Below are 18,643 nucleotides of genomic sequence, written 5' to 3'. Positions count from 1 at the left end.
TGGTCCTACTTGGCCCAGAAGCGTTTCTCGGTGTCCACGTCGCCGCCCCACCCGAGGATGTCCACCCAGACGTCCACGTCGTCGGAACCGTGCCAGCACGTGAGCTGCACCGATCCGTCGGAGGGAACGTTGAACGGTCCGTTGTAGTTGTTGAAGTTGGGGTCACCGGTCGCGTTGCAGTCGATCCGATAGCTTCCCCCGGGGAAGTTCTTGGTGTTGACGACGAAGTAGTAGCAGCCGTTGGCGCATGCTTCCGGACCACCGTCTCCCTTGGTCACCCACACCTCCGGCTGCGGCGGCGGCGGAGCGTCAACGGTCGTCGCGCTCGCCTGCGCGGTCGTGGTCTGGCTGCCCGCAGCGCTCGTGCGCACTTCGATCGTGCGCGTCTTGCTGTAGCCCACGTCGTAGTTCTCGGTGCCCGAGGCCGCCACGACGCGCCATCCTCGGCCGTCACCCGTGCGGATCTCGGTCGTGACCGGCCGCCCGTTGGGTGCGGGCGACGACCAGCTCATCGAGATCGTCTGCCCGTTGCCGGCGCGCGATGCGCTGGCGGCAGGGTTGCCGATCTGTCCGTACGGCGCGACCTGGTTGGATGCCGCCGACGCGGGTCCCTCGTACGTCGTGCCGTCCGCGGTGGCCACGGCCCGAATCTGGACCGTGTACGCGCCGTTGTTGTTGACGACGCCGTTGCCGATCGTGCCGGACGTGCCCGAACCGCCGCCCGCGACCCAGTCGGCACGCCATCCGCCACCGTTCACGTTGTACTGGTACTGGATCTCGTTCGCGTTCGCGCCGTTCGCCGCGGCCGGCTGCCACTGGACCGTGACCTGGTTGTCGCCTTCGCCCGCGGTGACACCCGACGGCGCGCCCGGCGGCGTGAAGGCGCGGCGGGGGGCCGACTGGGGACTGAACTTGCCCCACCCTGCCTTGTTGCGCGCCGCCACACTGTACGTGTAGTCGGTCTGCGAGGTGTCGACGACGACGGCCTGGCTGGTCTGACCCGCAGGTACCGAGATCTTCTGCACGACGCTGCCGCCGCGGATGACGCGCAGTTCGTAGGCGGCGATGGCGTCGCCGTTCTCGGCAGGCGGGTTCCACGAGACGCGCATCTGCGCACGGTTTCCGACCGGCTCGAGACGTGCGACCGTGGGCGCCCCTGCCGCCGCCGGCGGGGCGGCCGGGATCTCCCCGGCAGACCACTGCGAGAAGTCCGACGGCTCGGGCGCGCGGTTGTGCGCGCGAACCCGCACCTGGTACTCCGTACCGTTCTGCAGGCCGTCCCACTTCACCTTGGTCCCGGTCACACCCGTCTTCTGGGCGACGCCGGAGGGCGGCGCGGGCGAGATCTCGAGCGTGTAGCTCTCGACCGGCGACCCCTCCGTGCGCGGCGTCTTCCATGCGACATCGAGACTGCGGTCGCCGAACGTGAGCGACGGGGGCGCCGGCTGGTCGGGCCGCACGTCGGGACGCGCGGTCTCGGACGGCACCGACGGGTCGGACTCGCCGACGCTGTTGGTCGCGGTGACGACGAAGTTGTACTCGACGTTGTTCGTGAGCCCGTCGAGGGTGCACGTCGTGGACGGGCAGTCCCGGGTGTACCCACCCGCGGTCGAGGTGACCGTGTAGCCCGAGATCCGGCGACCGTTGTCGACCGGCGGGGTCCAGCTGAGGACCACGGTCCGGCTCCGGACGGTGGTGACGGTCGGCTTGCCGGGAGCATCCGGGCGCCCCTGGACGGTGATGCGGACGCGACCATCGACGCGGCGGTCAGCGTCGCCCGTCGCATCCTGCACCGTGTAGCGGACGACGACGTTGCCGACGAACTCCTTCGCCGTGGTCACGTCCACATTCGGGCCGGACGCCCTCACGCTCGTGACGTCGCCCGTCTCGATCTGCGTGTTGACGATCTCGAGCGCCTTTTCCGGGAACGGGTTGACGTCGTTCTTCAAGACGTTGACCGACACGGTCTCGCCCTGGTCCGCCTGCGGGACGACATCGTCGTTGACCGACGGCAGCTCGCGGGTCGACGCCGTGACCGTCACCTGGATGTTCGCTTCGACCGGGTCGGTCTCGCCGTCGGTGACACGGACCGTCAACGAGAATCGCGTGCCCTTGTCGACGTCCGGCTGAGCCGAGACTTGGAGGGAATCCCCGTCCATCGACGCGTTCACGCCGGAGGGCGCGTCGGAGGCGAGCGAGAACGTCAGCTTGTCCATGTCGCCCGGGTCCGGATCGCTCACGAGTTCGCGCAGACCCAGCGTTGCGGGACCCTCGCCGGGGGCGACCGAGATCGAGGCGCCCGTCATCGTGGGCGGCTCGTTGTCGGGAGGCGTCACCGTGATCGGGATGGTCAACGTCGCCTTGCGACCCTTGTCGTCGTCCGGCCCACTGCCGTCGGTGACCTCGAACGTGATCGCGTCGGAACCGAAGTAGCGCTCGGCCGACGTGTAGGTGAGCGTCGTCTCGTTCTTGACGAGGCTCGCACCGTTGCTGTGCGCCGCAGAGACCTTCTCGGCCTCGGTGACGACGACGGCGCCGCCGCCCGAGGCGCGCACGTACTCGCTCAGCGGCAGGTCGATCGTCTCACCGCTCTTGACGGTGACGCCCTGGGTCGAGATGAGTGACGGCGGCAGATCGGCGAGTCCGGGAACGTGGATGAACGCGGCCGCGACCTGATCGTCTTCGTCCTTGACGAGGTACGTGATCAGCTGCCGCTTGTCGGTGACCGTGAGGCTGACGCGACCGCCGGAACCGACGCGCGCCCTGTCGCCGCCCTCGCCCAGCGACACCTCGAGGGCGGACCTCGTGCCATCGGGATCGTCGTCGTTGGCGAGCACGTCGACCGTCACCGTGCCGTCTTCCGCGACCTGGTCGGGAAGGACGCGGTCGTCACGGGCGATCGGTAGCGCGAGGGGCACCTCGGGATCGACGGTGATCTGCACCGATGTCGTGGCGCGGAGGCCGCGCTCGTCGGCGATCGTGTACAGGACGCTCGTCTGCATCGGCTTGTCGGGTGCCGTGATCAGCAGCTGCTGCCCCGACACCTTCGCGCTGAGCTGAGGAACGTCGGGGACCTCGACGGCATCCTTGGCGAAGTTGAACTTGTCGCCGTCGGGGTCGGAGTCGTTCTGCAGGACGTCGACCGCGACGGTGCGGCCGGGTCGCATCGTGATCGAGTCGCGCACGGCGTAGGGCGCCTGGTTGGTGGACTCAGCGGGGGCGATGCCGACCTCGACGGTCGCCGTCGCCTCCTTGCCGAGAGCATCGCGCACGCGGTAGCGGAACCGGTCGACGCCGACGGAATCCTCGAACGCGGTGTAGGTGAACGAGTCCGCCTCGATGGCCGAGACCTTCCCCTTCTGAGGCGAGGACGCGAGACCGACGAGCTCGACGGAGTCGCCGTCGGCGTCGATCCCGTTCAGGTCGATGGGGACGGTGACGCCCGACCCGCCGAGCGCGCGGACCGTCACATCGCGCGGGCGCGGTGCCGCGTTGGCGTCGTCGTCACGGGGAAGGATGCGGATCGTGACGTACCCGGCATCCCGCTGCCCCGTCGAATCCTCGACCTCGTACGTCGCGTTCACCGTCTTGGGTTCGGGACCGGCGCGGAAGCGGAGCGTGTCCTCGGAGACGAAGAGGTCGCCGTCGGCCTCGTCCACGAGCGGCGGCACGAGTTCGGGAGAGATGTGGATCTCGTCGTTGTTCGGGTGGTAGTCGTTGTCCATCACCGGGATCGTGACGACGTCGCCGACACGGACGACCACCTCGTCGTCGACGGCGATCGGCGGCCGGAGCTTCTCGGGCGCCGGGATGGGGATGACGATGACCTCGCCCTTCGCGGACTGCGATCCGTTCGAGATCGTGTACGAGAGGCGGACCTGCTTGTCGAGAGAGGCCTGGTCGCTCACCCGGATCGTCTCGTGCCCGAGGACAGCCGCAGCGATGCCGCTGTCCTCTTCGACGGTCACGGACTGGACGACGAGGATGCCGCCGGCCGGGTCGGTGTCGTTGCCCAGCACGTTGACGAGCACGTCGCCGCCGGCGGGGAGGAGCGCGACGTCGCGCACCGCGATCGGTGCGACGTCGGAATCCTCTTCGGGCAGGACGTCGATGCGCACGATACCCGGGGCGGAGTTCGCACCCGCGGACGCCAGGTAGGTGGCGTAGTACGTGCCCGTCTTGGCGGACTGGAACGTGAACGACTTGTCGGAGTAATCGCGCGTCACGGTGCCGCCGCCCTCGACGTCGTCGACGCGGGTGAGGCGCAGCTGCTCACTCCCGGTGCTCGTGTCGTTGCTCAGCGGGCGCACGGTGACGGGACGGTCGGGCCGGGTCACGACGTGGTCGGCGTTGGTCACGGGAAGCGTGGTTCCGAGAGGACGGATGTCGTACCGCGCGACGCCCTGGCCGCTGTCGGTCCCGTCCGACACGGTGATGGGGACGTCCTTGCGGCCCTGCGTTCCGCCGATCGCGCGGTACGTGATCTGGCCATCCGAGGTGAACTCGGCCTCGTCACCGCCGTCGGGCGAAACCGACTGCAGGAAGATGTCGTCGCCGTCGGGGTCGACCCAGTCGGTGAGCACGTTGTACGAGACGACACCGCTGTTCTCCACGGTGATCGCGGTCTTGCGCTTCTGGATCGGCGCGGAGTTCTCGCTGAGCGGCCGAACCGTCAGCGCGACGCGGGCGCTGTCCTTTCCGCCGCGACCGTCCGACACCTCGTACGTGAACGAGGTCGTCCCGCTCGCATCCTCGGGCATGGCGATCTGCAGGGCGGTGCCGTTGTAGATGGGGGTGATCTTGCCGATCGACGGGGGCGAGGCGACCTTCGCGACGAGGACGTCGCCGTCGGCGTCGAGGTCGTTCTCGAGGACGGGGAGCACCGTCGTGCGGCCGGGACGGACGCCGTACCGGTCGCTCTCCGCAACGGGTGGCGTGTTCTTGTCGCTGCGCTCGGGGAGGGTGGACTGGATCGTCTCCTCGGTCGTCTCCTCCTCTTCTTCGCCCTCACCCTCGGGAGGCGTGATGTCCTCCCAGTTGTCGACCTGCTGCAGCGCGTCGCTCGCCATCCAGGCCGACCCGCCGAAGACGTCGTTGAGGACGACGACGTCGCGGTTCACGCGGAAACGGAGCTGGCTCTTCTGATCGACGCCCTTGATGGTCTTCTGGACGTCGTCGGAATCGCCGGCGCAGTCGCGCACGAACGCGCCGCTGCCCGACCAGGCGCCGTACGCGCATCCCGCGACGTACACCGGCTGTGCCGGGCTGCCTTCGCCGCCGGCATCCTTCACGACGGGTTCGCTCCCGTCGAGCGGTACGCGCACCAGCTGCGACGGGGTCGCCAGAGCGACGGTGTCGGTCACGTTGGAGGGCTGCTGGAGGACGGCATCCTTCGGGGCGTCGGTCTGCAGCCCGTCGGTCGTGTACAGCGTCGACGTGGTGCGATCGAGGACGACGCTCACCCCGCCGACAGCGGTGATCGCGAGCTCATCGCCGGCGTCGATGCCCTCGAGTTCCCGTTCGGCGGTCTGCGCGAACGTGCCTTCCGCGTTGGGCCCGTACGCGAAGATCTTGCCCGACTTCGCCGACACGGCGTAGACGACGCCGGCGGTGCTGACCGTCACGGCGGCGCCGCGGCCGAGCTTCGCGATCGGATCGCCCGCCTCTTTGCCCACCGCCGCGATCGACGTGAACGGAGCCGCCCGGAGCGCGCCGTCCTCGTCGATCGTCGCGACGGTGGGTCCGCCCAGGACCACCGTCGAACCGGATGGGATGTCGGCGCTGTCCGAGAGCACGACGCGGGCCGGGTCGATCGCGGTCGCGGTGTTCTCGGTCTGATCCGTGACGAGCACGCGATTGCCCGCCTGCTGGATGTCGTAGTCGCCCGACAGCGTGCGAAGACCACCGTCCAGCACACGCGATTCGTTGTTGAAGTGTCCGACGAGAAGGCTCGTCTGCTTCGTCAGCCACACCCCGCCGTCGTTGAGGTCTACCTCGGTCGTCGGCTCGCCCTCGTAGGTGAGCGCCAGGACGCTGACGGCGACGACGGCGGCGGTCACCGCGCCGATCGATGCGAGTGTTTTCGGCCGAGAACGGAGCCAAGAGAACGACTTCATGAGAGTGCTGGCTCCCCCCGGGCAGACAGGCATGCGAAAACGACGTCGGCCGGACTGGGGACCGGGTTCGACGGTGTGTGGACGTCATAAAGACTAAGCGAGCGACGAATATCCGGCGAGCGCGTGACGTGGGGAGTTCTCCCCATCTATGCTTCCGCGTTCATCGCGCGCGAGGCGGTGTCAGGCTGCTCCCACGTACCGGGCGAGATGCTCCCCGGTAAGTGTGCTCCGCGCCTCCACGAGCTCCGCCGGCGTCCCCTCGAAGACGATGCGACCGCCGTCGCGCCCTGCGCCGGGACCGAGATCGATGAGGTGGTCGGCGTGCGCCATGACCGCCTGGTGGTGCTCGATGACGATGACGGAGTTGCCAGCATCCACCAACCGGTCGAGGAGGGCCAGGAGGTTGTCGACGTCGGCGAGGTGCAGACCCGTCGTCGGCTCGTCGAGGACGTAGACCGCCCCCTTCTTCGCCATCGCGATCGCGAGCTTCAACCGCTGCCGCTCGCCGCCGGAGAGCGTGTTGAGCGCCTGCCCGAGGGTGATGTAGCCGAGTCCCACGTCGGTCATGCGGGCGAGGGTCGTCTTCGCCGCTCCCGTCGTGAAGCCGTGCGCCTCCTCGGCAGACATCGCCAGGACCTCGGCGATGTTCTTGCCGTCGAGGGTGTAGCCGAGCACGGCGTCGCTGAACCCGGACCCCTCGCAGACCTCGCAGCGCGTCTCGACGCTCTGCGTGAACCCGAGGTTGGTGATGATCACACCCAACCCCTTGCAGGCGGGGCACGCTCCTTCGGAGTTCGCGCTGAACAGCGAAGCCTTCACCCCGTTGGCCTTGGCGAACGCCGTGCGGATCGCGTCGAGGACTCCCGTGTAGGTGGCCGGGCTCGAACGACGCGATCCCTTGATCGGCGATTGGTCGACGACCACGACGTCGTCGAAAGCGGGGACGTTCCCGTGAATGAGCGAGGACTTGCCCGAACCCGCCACGCCCGTGACGACCGTCAGCACGCCGAGAGGGATGTCGACGTCGACGCCCGTGAGGTTGTGCTGGGTCGCGCCGCGGATGGGCAGCGTCCCGGTCGCCCGCCGGGTGGTGGTCTTGAGCGTCGCCCGGTGGTCGAGGTGCCGCCCGGTGAGCGTGTCGGATGCGCGGAGTCCCGCGACATCCCCCTCGTACATGATCTCGCCGCCCCGCGAACCCGCCCGCGGACCGAGGTCGACGACGTGGTCGGCGATCGCGATGACCTCGGGCTTGTGCTCGACGACGAGCACGGTATTGCCCTTGTCGCGGAGGAGGAGGAGCAGCTCGTTCATCCGCTGGATGTCGTGCGGGTGAAGGCCCGCCGTCGGCTCGTCGAAGACGTACGTCACGTCGGTCAGCGCCGAGCCGAGATGACGGATCATCTTGGTCCGCTGCGCCTCGCCGCCGGAAAGCGTCCCGGACGAGCGATCGATCGACAGGTATCCGAGTCCGATGTCGATGAACGAGGCGATGACCTTCTTGAGCGACGACAGGAGCGGACCGATCGCCGTCGGATCGACCGTGTCGAGCCACGCGGCGAGGTCGGTGATCTGCATCGCCGACACCTCTGCGATGTCGACGCCGCCGATCTTCGACGAACGGGCGCCCTCGTTGAGCCGGCTGCCCCCGCACTCCGGGCACGGCAGGAACTTGACCGCACGGTCGACGAAGGCACGGACGTGCGGCTGCAGGGCTTCGCGGTCCTTCTGCAGGAACGACTTCGTGATCTTCGGAACGAGACCCTCGTAGGTCATGTTCATGTTCTGGAGCTTCACCTTGGTGGGCTCCTTGTAGAGGAAGTCCGCACGCTCCTGGTCGGAGTAGTCGGCGATCGGCTTCGCGGCATCCAGGAACCCGGACTCGGTGAAGATGCGGACCATCCAGCCGTCGACGTTGTATCCGGGAACGGTGATCGCCCCTTCGGCGAGCGACTTCGACCGATCGAACAGCTCGTCGAGGTCGACGTCGCTGACGTCGCCGAGCCCCTCGCAGCGCGGGCACATGCCACCGGTCACGGTGTCGGCCCCCGGCGCGGAGGGGATGTTGAACGAGAACGCCTGCGCAGAGCCCACGTGCGGCTGCCCGAGCCTGCTGAACAGCAGACGCAGCATCGCGTAGGCGTCGGTCACCGTCCCGACCGTCGACCGCGCGTTCGACCCCATCCGCTCCTGATCGACGATGATCGCGGGGCTGATGTTCTCGAGCCCGTCGACGTCCGGCCGGTTCAACTGCGCCATGAACTGCTGCACGAACGTCGGGTACGTCTCGTTGATGAGTCGCTGCGATTCGACGGCGATCGTGCCGAAGACGAGCGAGGACTTGCCCGACCCGCTCACGCCCGTGAAGACCGTCAGCCGCCGCTTCGGGATCTCGACGTCGATGTCCTTGAGGTTGTTCTCCCGCGCCCCGAGGACGCGGATGACATCGTGCGCGTCGGCGACGTGCGCATCGGATGCCACGGCTCAGGCTCCCGCGGTGGGCCAGGGCATCGGCCGCTCATCGCGCGAGGCGTCGGACGGCAGATGGGGAAGCTCCTCGCCGCCCGCGCGGATGCACAGCCACCGGAGCTGTCCCGGGCTCTCGGGGTGCGCACGCCAGGTGCGCCACACGCCCTGCGCGACGCGGACGACCGACCCCGGACCGACGTCGACGAGATCGTCGTCGAGGCCCATCTGGCCGCGTCCTTCGAGGAAGACATAGAGCTCCTCGACCTCGGAGTGGGTGTGCCAGTAGCCCGCCTCCTCACCCGGTTCGAGCGCGTTGGCCGTCAGCCCGATGAACTGCATCGCGAGCTCGTGATCGACGACGCGCCTCCCGTCACGGGAACGCGCGGGGGCGAACCCGCCGAAGTGGTCGCGCCACTGGTCGAGCCGGCCGATCTCGGTGATCTCGTAACCTGCCATGTCCGCCTCCCGGTCGCCGTCTCCACATGATCGCGGGATCGGACCTCACGGGGCAAGGCCAGTAGCGGCGGACTCGAACCTCGCGGCGGCGGCGATCGAGTCGAAGAGGTTCAGCATCGCGTCGTGCAGATGACCGAGCGGCGTCGCGAAGCTCGCGAGCACGACGCGCTTGGAACCGGGAACGGGGTACCAGTAGTCCGCTTCGAGCCGCTGCACGGGCGGCTCTGCGGCCGCCGTCTCGAGCTGCTCGTCGATGCGACGGTGGATGCGGAGCGCTCCCCCGTCTGGCGCCGGCACGCGGACGGCGGTGTCAGCCCCGGCGGCGGCCAGCGTCTGCAGGCTGTGATGGAGGGTGTCGAGCACGGCATCCGGAGCGGTGCCGATCGCGGGCGTCATGGTCATCGCCGACGGCGCGTGCACCGTGAGCGTCGCCGGCAGCGGAACCCCGGGCGCGACCTCCCGACACAGGAAGACGCCCTGCGCCCCCGACGTCCGGGCCGCCGCCACGACGGCCCGGAGCTGATCGCGCAGCCGCCGTCGGGTCGTGGCGGCGTCGTCGGCCGTTCCCACGACGTCGCGGACCGCGGCATCCACCCGGTCGAAGGATGCCGCTTCGTCCCCGGGGTCGATCGCAAGCCACGTGCCCGGCAGGGCGAAGGCGAGCCGCGCCGTCACGCTCACTCCGCCTCGGTGAGCGCCCGCAGTTCGTCGGGCGAGACGAGCAGTTGGCGTTTGCCGGCATCCTTCGCACCGAGGGTGGTCGCGATCTCGGGCGAGAGCCCGATGACGTCGCGGTTCGCCTCACCGCGGGCGGTGTAGTCGCTTCGCCGACCATCGATGAAGGTCAGACCCACCGCGTCGGCGTCGGCAACCGCGTCATCGGCCGACAGGACGGGGGCGGCGGCGCGCACGGCGTCGACCACTCCGGCATCCGATGGGTCGTCGAGGAACAGCATCACCTGCACCCGCGTCACCCACGGCGCGTTGGGATGCGTCGTCCACACGAAGGCGCCGTTGACCCCCGCGACCGACGCGAGCTCGCTCTCGAGCCCCGCCGTGTCGGGGGCGGCGGCAGCGGCGCAGCCGGAGAGGCCGATCGTCCCGGCGCAGACCGTGATCGCCGCGAGGGCGAAGGCGGTCAGGGAGCGGCGCTGACGCGGCATGCGATCCTCACGATCCTCGGGTGTACTCGGCGACGTAGACCTCTTCGCTTCCCGAGCCTCCGGCACCCGCGAAGAAGATGTCGTCGCCGGGACGCGGCTCAGGGAGATACCGCTCGGCGGCATCGCCGTACATCGTGGCGTCGTGCATCGGCCAGCTGAGAGGCCGGTACGTCTGCCAATCCTGGTCGGTGCGGAGGTAGTCCCCGACGTCGAGACCGAAGAATTCGAGCGTGTGCACCGGGTCGATGCCGTTGTTGAACTGCGTCACACGGACGTCGGGAGGCATGTCGCTGTAGTGCTTGTCGATGGCTGACCCCGCCGTCACGACGGACTCGACCCGGTTCGACACGCGCGGATCCGTTGCCATCTCGCCGGCCATCATGCCGCCCAGCGACCACCCCGTGAACATGATCGGCGCGTCGCTGTCGAAGACACCGGCATCCGTCATCGCCTCCCACGCGGCCTGCTCGTACTGGGTCTGCAGCTCGGGGAACATCGACAGCATCACGTCGGTGCGGAGGTCGTTGAGCGCCCCGTCGGTGTTCGTCGGCGACCACTGCTGCGTGCTCGGCAGCTGCACGCGCCAGGCGACGGTCTCCCCCGATTGGTCGCGGACCGCGACCACCCGGATCTCGGTGTACTCCTCGCCACCGGCGCCGTCTTGCGCGGCGAGCTCGCCGAACAGGTCGCGGTAGTCACGGGATTCGAGATCGTCCGACACCTCGAATCGGTCGATGCGCTGCACGACGGGTGGCGCCATCAACTCGCGGATCGCCATCGTCATGAGGGATGCCGAGACGAGGGCGACGAGCAGGAGCAGGCCCGCTCCTCCCAGCGTCAGGAACACGAAGCCGAGCGCGAGGACGCCCACGAGGATCATGACCGCGACGACGGCGGCCGAGACGAGGGCGCTGACCATCTCCGCCAGCTCGAAGACGATCGCCGCGAGGACCCCTTCGGCCCAGTCCCGGGCGATCGCGAATACCTCGCCGACGCCCTCCCAGAACTGGTTCCAGTTGTCGCCGAACGAGTCGGCGCCCTCCTCGATCGCGGTCGATATCTGGTCTCCGGCGCGGTCGGCGGCGTCCCACAATCGCCGTCGCGCCGAGTTCAGCGCCTGCCGCGCGTCCTCCGCTGCCCCCATCGCGGTGCTGAGAGCGACGCGCGCCTCCCCCAGCCGGTCCTCGATCGTGCTCGTCGACTCCCCCTTCGCGATCGCGAGGGTGAGCGCGTTCTCAAGGTCGTGGATCTCCGCCTCGCGCAGCGGGATCTGACCGAGGTGCGCGTCGCCCTCCTCGATGGCGACGCGCGCCTCGCGCTGGATGTCCCCCAACTCCACCGCATACGTCACGAGCGCAGTCGATGTCCCCTGATATCGATCCTGCGCGCGCTGCAGTCCGGCCGCGGCCTCGCTCGAGGCTGTGCCCGCGGCATCCGTCGACAGACTCTGCTGCTGCCGGACGAGGTCCCGCAGCGCCAGGGCCGCGGACGCGATCGCCTCGGCCGTCCTCCCCAGGTCCCCGGCCCGGCCCTCGAGGTCGTCGGGACGACCGTCGAAGAGGTCCTCGAACTCTGCGGACAATGCGCTCACGGCCGGCGTCCCCCCTGTGCGTCGAGCTCCGTGAAGGAGTCGACGATCGCCGTGAGCAGATCACGCACGGTGACGAGCTGGTCCTCGAGCTTTCCGCGGTTGTAGTCCCAGTTCGCCGCGAAGTCTCGGACTTTGCCCGCCAGCCGTGCCTCGCCGGTGAGGTCGGCGAGGTCCCCACTCACCGTGTCCGCCGACGAGAAGGTGTCGTATGCGGCGACGGCACGGTCCCTGGCTGCGGCCAACTCCGCCAGGTCCAGCTGCACGTCGCTCATCGTCACCCCCGATCGGCATCGACGCTACCGATCCGGCGCGGACCTGCCCATGGGGACTCCTCCCCACTTTCGCGGCTCAGTCGTCGGCGCGATGGCAGCCGACGACGTGATCGTCGACCATTCCGGACGACTGCATGAGCGCGTACATCGTGGTGGAGCCGACGAACCGGAACCCGCGGGCGCGGAGCCCCTTCGACATCGCGTCGGACTCGGTCGTCGTCGCGGGGACCTCGGCGAACGACGACGGACGACGGTGGGATGCCGGGGCGAACGACCACATGAAGGCGTCCAGCTCGCCAGGGGCCATCTCTGTGACGAGGCGCGCGTTGCCGATCGTGGCGAGGATCTTGGCACGGTTGCGGATGATGCCGGCATCCGCCATCAGTCGGTCGACCTCCGCGTCGCCGAAGGCTGCCACGATCTCGGGCTCGAAACCGGCGAACACCTCACGGAAGCGCGGTCGCTTGCGGAGGATCGTGATCCACGACAACCCGGCCTGGAACCCCTCGAGGCTCATCTTCTCGAACAGGGGACGGTCTCCGTGGAGCGGCCGGCCCCACTCTTCATCGTGATACCGGCGGTACTCGGCATCGTCGCCGACCCACCCGCACCGGAGGAGACCGTCGGGCCCGAGACGCAGTTCCACGCGCTCAGGCTACCGACGGCCTCCGACGTTCACTTCTTCTTGAGGGACTTCTCGGGGATCGGCGCCTCGCCGCGGGCCGCAAGATCGGCGTAATAGGCGCGAGCCTCGTTCTGCCGCTCCTGCTCGACGCCCGATGCGATCGGTGCGCGGACGTGCTCGGGAGCGAGACCGAACGCGTCGACGAGATCCTGCGCGTGCGGACGCAGCCGCGCGCACAGCCGGTCGATGTACTTCGACACCGCCGCGCCGCGCTGAGTCGACAGCCGCCCGTTGATGAGGTGCCACGCGAGGTGCTTCTCGATGAGCACGAGACCGAAGAGGTCGCGGAGCCACGTCAGGACCTGGCGCGTGCCGTCGTCGGCGGTCGCCTTGACCGCATCGGAGAAGGCCTCCCACTGCAGCAGTTCGCCGTGCGCGCGCGCCGCCTCGATGAGCTCGGCCTGGTGCTGATTGAACAGCACCGCCGCCTGGTCGGAGGGCAGCTTGGATGCCGGGCGCAGCGCCCCCGCGATGTCGGCGACCATCTGCTCGACTCGTCCGGCCAGCAGCTCGTGCTGCTGCTCGGCGCGGAGCCCGAGCTCGACCGAGCGTGCCGTCGAACCGAAGTCGGCGACCGTCTGGCCGAGACTCCGCAGGCCCGCGCCGTGGAAGATGTTGCCCGCAGTCTGACCGACGGCGAACTTCGCGAGGGTCGCGGCATCCGCCCCCTTGAACTGCTTCGCGAAGTCCGCGAGCAGTCGCTTGCCGACGAGCTGCAGGAGGACGTTGTTGTCGCCCTCGAAGGTGACGTAGACGTCGAGGTCGGAGCGGAGACCGACGAGACGGTTCTCGGCCATGAAGCCGGACCCGCCGCAGGCCTCGCGGGCCTCCTGGATCGTGTTCAGCGCGTTCCAGGTGCTGAGGGGCTTGAGCGCCGCGGCGAGCGTCTCGAGGTTTTCGCGCTCGGCGGGGGTGTCGGCCTTGCCGCTGAAGACGCCGTCGAAGGTGCGGAGGAGCTCGTCGTGCGCGAAGTACTGCGCGTAGTTCTGCGCGAGGAGCGGCAGCAGGCGCCGCTGGTGCTTGCCGTAGTCGAGCAGGGTGACCTCGTCGGTACCCGCGCCCGAGTCGAACTGGCGACGCTGGTTGGCGTAGGTGAGCGCGATGTGGAGGGCGAGCGACGACGCGATCGTCGCCGAACCGTCGAGCGAGACGCGGCCCTGCACGAGGGCGCCGAGCATCGTGAAGAAGCGACGGCCCGTGCTCTCGATGGGGCTCGAGTACGTGCCGTCGGCGGCGACGTCGCCGTAGCGGTTCAGGAGGTTCGTCCGCGGCACACGGACGTGATCGAAGGCGAGACGGCCGTTGTCGATGCCGTTGAGGCCGCCCTTGACCCCGTCATCCTCGCTCTGCACGCCCGGGAGCAGCTCACCGTCGGTGGTGCGGATCGGGACGAAGAAGCAGTGAACCCCGTGGTTCACGCCCTTCGTGATGAGCTGCGCGAAGACGGTCGCCGCCTGGCCGTGGACGGCGGCGTTGCCGAGGTAGTCCTTCCACGCCGCGCGGAACGGGGTGTGGATGACGAACTCTTCGGCCTCGGGGTCGTAGGTCGCCGTGGTACCGATGGCGGCGACGTCGGAACCGTGTCCGATCTCGGTCATGGCGAAGGCGCCGGGGAGCGTGGCATCGCGGATGTCGGGGATCCACTTGTCGTGGTGTTCCTTCGTGCCGAGCTGCAGAACGGCGGAGCCGAAAAGCCCCCACTGCACGCCGGACTTGATCTGCATGCTCGGGTCGGCGAGGACGAGCTCCTCGAAGCCGGCGAGGTTCGCACCGTTGTCCTCTTCACCGCCGTACTCCTTCGGGAGGGCACGGGTGGAGCCGCCGTTCTTCGCGAGCAGGCGCACCTGACCCATGACGCGCTCGCGGTGGTCGGCGACGCTCTGCCCGTCGATGCGCCAGTACGCGGGGTCCTTGATCAGCTCACGGACCGTGAGGCGGGTCTCGCCCCACGTGCCGCGGAGCATCGCTCCCACGGCGTCGATATCGATGCGGGCCTCGTGCGCCTCGTCAGCGGAGTGGGGCGCGGCAGGAGCGCCGCCGGCGGGCGTGCGCTTGTCGGTGGCGGGGGTGGAGGAGCGGACGACGGTGTCGGTCATCACTGGCCTTTCTGAGGACGCCGGGTGAGGCGACGGGACAGGGAAGTTCGACATTCACGGTAGGAGTCCTCTAACGCCTGACCAACTTGGTTGTGCAGGACGGACAAGAGCGAGGGCGGACGTGGTCCGACACGGTTGTGCGGCGCCTACACGCGAGCGTCCGCGGCGGCCGTCACGGCGCCGGTGGCAACGGCGGCGCCTGCGGAAAATCCACGCCGAGCGTCGCCTCGATGACGTCGAGATCGGGGAGCGCACTGCGCGCGTCGTCGGCTCGGATCACCTTCGGCCGATCGAAGTCCCCGACCTGCCAGTAGGCACCGCACACCCGGCATCTCCAGATCTCCGCCATCCGGGCGGGACTCTCGCCCAGTGTGACGAAACGGCCGACGCCGGTCACCCAGTACGCCGTGCACACCTCGCACGCACCAGGGCGAGCGATCTGCGTCACGCGTGCCGTGCCCGCGCCTCGCCGAGCAGCGCCTCGTCGAGGGCGAACCGCGTCGACGGGGTGCGCACGAGGATCGCGTAACCGGGCTGCAGCCCTCTGACGACGTCGAGACCTCGCATGGACGTCGCGAACCTCGCCAGATCCTGCACCTCATGCGTCGCGGCGAGCGAGTCGCAGACGAGCATGTGCGGAACGCCGTCGATGTCGGTCATCACCGGTTCGAACGGCCCCGTCGTCGGGTCCGACGCCAACGGCACGACGATCACTGCGGCGAGGAACGCCTCGATGAGCGCGTCCTGATCGTTCTGCCCGCCCGACTGGGCCCGCGTCGCGAGCCGGTCGAGCTCGGACCGCTGTGATGCGTCTGCGCTAGCCATAGATGCCCAAGATATCCCAGGTCCCCCCGTTGCCCAGCTCGAAGACGGCGGTCCCCGGCCGCAGCGGCGTGCCTCCGTCGACGACGATCTCCCGCGTCGGGTTCACGAAGTGGATGCCGCCCACGTTGACCGCCGTGTTGCCACCGGGCAGGTAGTGCTCGAAGCCACCGGCGTCGGCCGAGGTGGGGAGCCGCTGGGGGAGGTGGTCGATCGGGATCAGGGCTCCGTACACGGGCTCGCCGTTGCGCCACGCCTGAGTGACGCTCGGGGCCATACCGCTCTCGATGGCGGCACTCATCGCGTCGTGGACGTTGACCGCGTCCTCCGCCGGCATCATGAACACCGCGGAACCGGGAGGGCCGAGCGTGGAGCCGGGGGTTGTGTAGTACTTCAGCTGCTCGGCGCCGAAGAACCGGACACCGTGCGTGTACGAGGGGCCGGAACCCGTGGGTGATGCGCCGGGACCGGAGGAGCCGCCGCCGGGGCTGCCGGCCCCGTTGCCAGACCCGCCGCCGGGACCGTCGTAGGTGTCACGGTCGTTAACCCGTTTCACCACGGTGTCGAGATGCGAGTCGATATTGTCCGTGAACTGGTGGAGCTTGTCTTTCGCTCGAGAAGTCCCGGTCAGGACAGACTCGCGCAGCTGGCGGAACAGGGACTTGACCGCACTCATCGTTCCGCACCCCCGCTCAGTCCATCGGCCATCGCCATAGCGTCACCCTCCGCTCCGACACTATCCACTCCGCCGCTCGGCGGCGATGGGGAGAAGTGCCCGTCATAGGTGTGCGCCACCGAGTGTGCACGCTCCCAGAGTCCTGACACACTTGTGGGATGCCCGTTCTCCCCTCCGACGCGAGCGTCGTCCACCTTCGTTCCGGCGGCACCAGCGTCGTCGTCGACCTACAGCCCGGCGAGGTCCCGGCGATCGTCCACTGGGGCGAGGATCTGGGCGACGCCCCGCACGAGACGCTGGTGTCGCTCGCCACGGCCGCGCGGCTCCAGCGGATCTCCGGCGGACTCGACCACACGGTGCGGCTCGGTGTCGTCCGCACCGCGGCATCCGGATGGGCGGGCACTCCCTCGATCGAGGGTCACCGCGATGGCGAGGCGGTCAGCACACTCTTCGCGCTGACCGACGTGAACGCGACCGGCGACTCGCTCGCGCTGCAGTTCACCGACCCCGAGGCGGAGCTGTCGGCTCGCTACGAGCTGCGGGTGACGGCATCCGGTCTCGTGCGAGTGCGGACGACGCTGCGCAACGACGGCGCGGGTGTCTACACGGTGCAGGCGCTGCACACGACGCTGCCGCTGCCGTGGGACGCGACCGAGATTCTCGACACGACCGGGCGTCACCTCCGCGAGCGGTCGGCGCAGCGACACGAGCTCACCTTCGGCACGCACCTGCGCGAATCGCGCCGCGGTCGACCCGGCGCCGACGCCACGCTGCTGCTGGCGGCCGGCATCCCCGGGTTCGGATTCGAACGGGGCCTCGTCCACGGCGCGCACCTCGCGTGGAGCGGCAACTCGCGCATCTTCGCCGAGCGGATCCCGACGGGCGAATCCTTCCTCGGCGCCGGCGAGCTCTATCTGCCGGGCGAGATCCGTCTGGCCCCGGGTGAGGAGATCGCGACGCCCGAACTCCTCGGCTCGTGGGGCGACGGCCTGGACGAGCTCGCGGCACGGTTCCACGGGGAGTGGCGCGCGCGGCCGCAGCACCCGACGCGGCCCCGGCCGATCACCCTCAACACGTGGGAGGCGGTCTACTTCGACCACCGCCTGCCCAAGCTCGTCGCCCTCGCCGACGCGGCGGCCGAGGTCGGCGTCGAGCGGTACGTCCTCGACGACGGCTGGTTCCGCCACCGCCGCGACGACACGGCGGGCCTCGGCGACTGGTACGTCGACGAGACCGTCTGGCCCGAGGGCCTCCACCCCATCGCCGACCACGTCGTGGCGAAGGGCATGGAGTTCGGCCTCTGGTTCGAGCCCGAGATGGTCAACCCCGACAGCGACCTCGCCCGCTCGCACCCCGACTGGATCCTCCGCGGTCGCACCGACCTGCCGCCCTCGGCCCGTCAGCAGCAGGTACTGAACCTCGCCCACCCCGAGGCGTACGACTACGTCCTCGGCGTCATCTCGGCGATCCTCGACGAGTATCCGATCTCGTACATCAAGTGGGACCACAACCGCGACCTCGTCGACGCCGCGGCCGGCCCCGGCGGTGCCGCACGCGTGCACGCGCAGACCCTCGCGGTCTACCGCCTCATCGACGAGCTCAAAGCCACCCACCCGGGTCTCGAGATCGAGAGCTGCGCATCGGGCGGTGCCCGGGTCGACCTCGGCATCCTCGACCGCACCGACCGCATCTGGACGAGCGACTGCCTCGACCCCGTCGAACGCCTCGAGAACCAGCGATACACCGCGCTCGTCGTGCCGCCGGAGATGATGGGCATGCACCTCACCACCCCGCACGTCCACTCCACCGGCCGCACCGTGTCGCTCACGATGAGCGGCGCCGTGGCCCTCTTCGGCCACTTCGGCATCGAGTGGGACGTCACGACGCTGTCCGAGACGGATGCCGCGGCTGTCGGCGCGTGGGTCGCGCTCGCCAAGCGCGTGCGCCCCCTCGTCGCCACGGGCCGCCTGATGAACGCGGATGTCGCCGACCCCGGACTCGATGTCCGCGGCGTGGTCGCGGCAGATGCGGCATCCGCGTTCTTCACGATCACGCAGACCCAGACGCTGATCTCGTCGCCGGCGGGACGCGTGCGGCTCCCGGGGCTGGACGCGGATCGGACGTACCGGGTGCAGCTGGTCACGCCCGGCGGGCTCGTGCAGATCCCCGCGCAGTCGCCGCTCGAGTGGGCGCACCACGAGACGGTCCTGACGGGACGTCAGCTCGCGGTCGTGGGCCTCCGACCGCCCGTGCAGAACCCGCAGCAGTCCGTCGTCGTCGAGCTCACCGCACTCTGACGC

Annotated in this window: 13 protein-coding genes; 1 reads left to right on the top strand and 12 read right to left on the bottom strand. The window is 69.4% G+C overall.

Going from position 1 to position 18,643, the window contains the following annotated elements; translation table 11 throughout:
* Window positions 1-5: 5 nt before the first annotated feature.
* From ABQ271_RS01020 to ABQ271_RS00965, 12 genes are all read right to left on the bottom strand, one after another.
* Window positions 6-6,059, bottom strand: a complete 6,054-nt coding sequence (locus ABQ271_RS01020; RefSeq protein WP_349309712.1) for an Ig-like domain-containing protein — start codon at window positions 6,057-6,059, stop codon at window positions 6-8.
* Between the two features lie 237 nt (window positions 6,060-6,296).
* Entirely contained in the window at window positions 6,297-8,594 is a 2,298-nt protein-coding gene (locus ABQ271_RS01015) for an excinuclease ABC subunit UvrA (RefSeq protein WP_349309711.1), read from the bottom strand.
* A 3-nt stretch (window positions 8,595-8,597) separates the two neighbouring features.
* The gene (locus ABQ271_RS01010; protein ID WP_349309710.1) at window positions 8,598-9,038 is read right to left on the bottom strand and encodes a cupin domain-containing protein; all 441 of its coding nucleotides are present in this window, start codon (window positions 9,036-9,038) and stop codon (window positions 8,598-8,600) included.
* Between the two features lie 45 nt (window positions 9,039-9,083).
* Window positions 9,084-9,713, bottom strand: coding sequence for a hypothetical protein (locus ABQ271_RS01005; RefSeq protein WP_349309709.1), 630 nt, complete (start codon window positions 9,711-9,713; stop codon window positions 9,084-9,086).
* 2 nt (window positions 9,714-9,715) lie between these two features.
* Window positions 9,716-10,201, bottom strand: a complete 486-nt coding sequence (locus ABQ271_RS01000; protein ID WP_349309708.1) for a hypothetical protein — start codon at window positions 10,199-10,201, stop codon at window positions 9,716-9,718.
* Window positions 10,202-10,208: 7 nt separating this feature from the next.
* On the bottom strand, window positions 10,209-11,792 hold the full coding sequence (locus ABQ271_RS00995) for a hypothetical protein (RefSeq protein WP_349309707.1): 1,584 nt from the start codon (window positions 11,790-11,792) through the stop codon (window positions 10,209-10,211).
* Window positions 11,789-12,064, bottom strand: coding sequence for a hypothetical protein (locus ABQ271_RS00990; protein WP_349309706.1), 276 nt, complete (start codon window positions 12,062-12,064; stop codon window positions 11,789-11,791). Before ABQ271_RS00990 ends, ABQ271_RS00995 begins: the two co-directional genes overlap by 4 nt.
* A gap of 76 nt (window positions 12,065-12,140) precedes the next feature.
* Window positions 12,141-12,710: a DNA-3-methyladenine glycosylase I gene (locus ABQ271_RS00985; protein WP_349309705.1), complete on the bottom strand. Its 570-nt coding sequence runs from the start codon at window positions 12,708-12,710 to the stop codon at window positions 12,141-12,143.
* 29 nt (window positions 12,711-12,739) lie between these two features.
* A complete protein-coding gene (locus ABQ271_RS00980) occupies window positions 12,740-14,845 on the bottom strand; it encodes an acyl-CoA dehydrogenase (RefSeq protein ID WP_349309704.1) in 2,106 nt (701 codons plus the stop codon).
* 172 nt (window positions 14,846-15,017) lie between these two features.
* Complete coding sequence (locus ABQ271_RS00975; protein ID WP_349309703.1) at window positions 15,018-15,194, bottom strand: hypothetical protein; 177 nt, start codon at window positions 15,192-15,194, stop codon at window positions 15,018-15,020.
* Window positions 15,195-15,289: 95 nt separating this feature from the next.
* Window positions 15,290-15,670: a hypothetical protein gene (locus tag ABQ271_RS00970; RefSeq protein ID WP_349309702.1), complete on the bottom strand. Its 381-nt coding sequence runs from the start codon at window positions 15,668-15,670 to the stop codon at window positions 15,290-15,292.
* A complete protein-coding gene (locus ABQ271_RS00965; protein ID WP_349309701.1) occupies window positions 15,663-16,343 on the bottom strand; it encodes a hypothetical protein in 681 nt (226 codons plus the stop codon). Before ABQ271_RS00965 ends, ABQ271_RS00970 begins: the two co-directional genes overlap by 8 nt.
* Before the next feature lie 158 nt (window positions 16,344-16,501).
* Between ABQ271_RS00965 and ABQ271_RS00960 the strand changes: the two genes are divergently transcribed.
* A complete protein-coding gene (locus ABQ271_RS00960; protein WP_349309700.1) occupies window positions 16,502-18,640 on the top strand; it encodes an alpha-galactosidase in 2,139 nt (712 codons plus the stop codon).
* Window positions 18,641-18,643 lie beyond the last annotated feature (3 nt).

It is taken from the genome of Microbacterium sp. MM2322, from assembly GCF_964186585.1.
Taxonomy (GTDB): domain Bacteria; phylum Actinomycetota; class Actinomycetes; order Actinomycetales; family Microbacteriaceae; genus Microbacterium.
The sequence above is the reverse complement of the archived record's forward strand: the minus strand, read 5'-3'. Positions and strand labels throughout refer to the sequence as shown.

Excerpts from the sequence above, each read along its gene's own strand:
- ABQ271_RS00990 (WP_349309706.1), bottom strand. The coding sequence starts at position 12,064 with ATGAGCGACGTGCAGCTGGACCTGGCGGAGTTGGCCGCAGCCAGGGAC.
- ABQ271_RS01010 (WP_349309710.1), bottom strand. The coding sequence starts at position 9,038 with ATGGCAGGTTACGAGATCACCGAGATCGGCCGGCTCGACCAGTGGCGC.
- ABQ271_RS01000 (WP_349309708.1), bottom strand. The coding sequence starts at position 10,201 with ATGCCGCGTCAGCGCCGCTCCCTGACCGCCTTCGCCCTCGCGGCGATC.
- ABQ271_RS00980 (WP_349309704.1), bottom strand. The coding sequence starts at position 14,845 with ATGACCGACACCGTCGTCCGCTCCTCCACCCCCGCCACCGACAAGCGC.
- ABQ271_RS00965 (WP_349309701.1), bottom strand. The coding sequence starts at position 16,343 with ATGAGTGCGGTCAAGTCCCTGTTCCGCCAGCTGCGCGAGTCTGTCCTG.
- ABQ271_RS00975 (WP_349309703.1), bottom strand. The coding sequence starts at position 15,194 with ATGGCGGAGATCTGGAGATGCCGGGTGTGCGGTGCCTACTGGCAGGTC.
- ABQ271_RS00960 (WP_349309700.1), top strand. The coding sequence starts at position 16,502 with ATGCCCGTTCTCCCCTCCGACGCGAGCGTCGTCCACCTTCGTTCCGGC.
- ABQ271_RS00970 (WP_349309702.1), bottom strand. The coding sequence starts at position 15,670 with ATGGCTAGCGCAGACGCATCACAGCGGTCCGAGCTCGACCGGCTCGCG.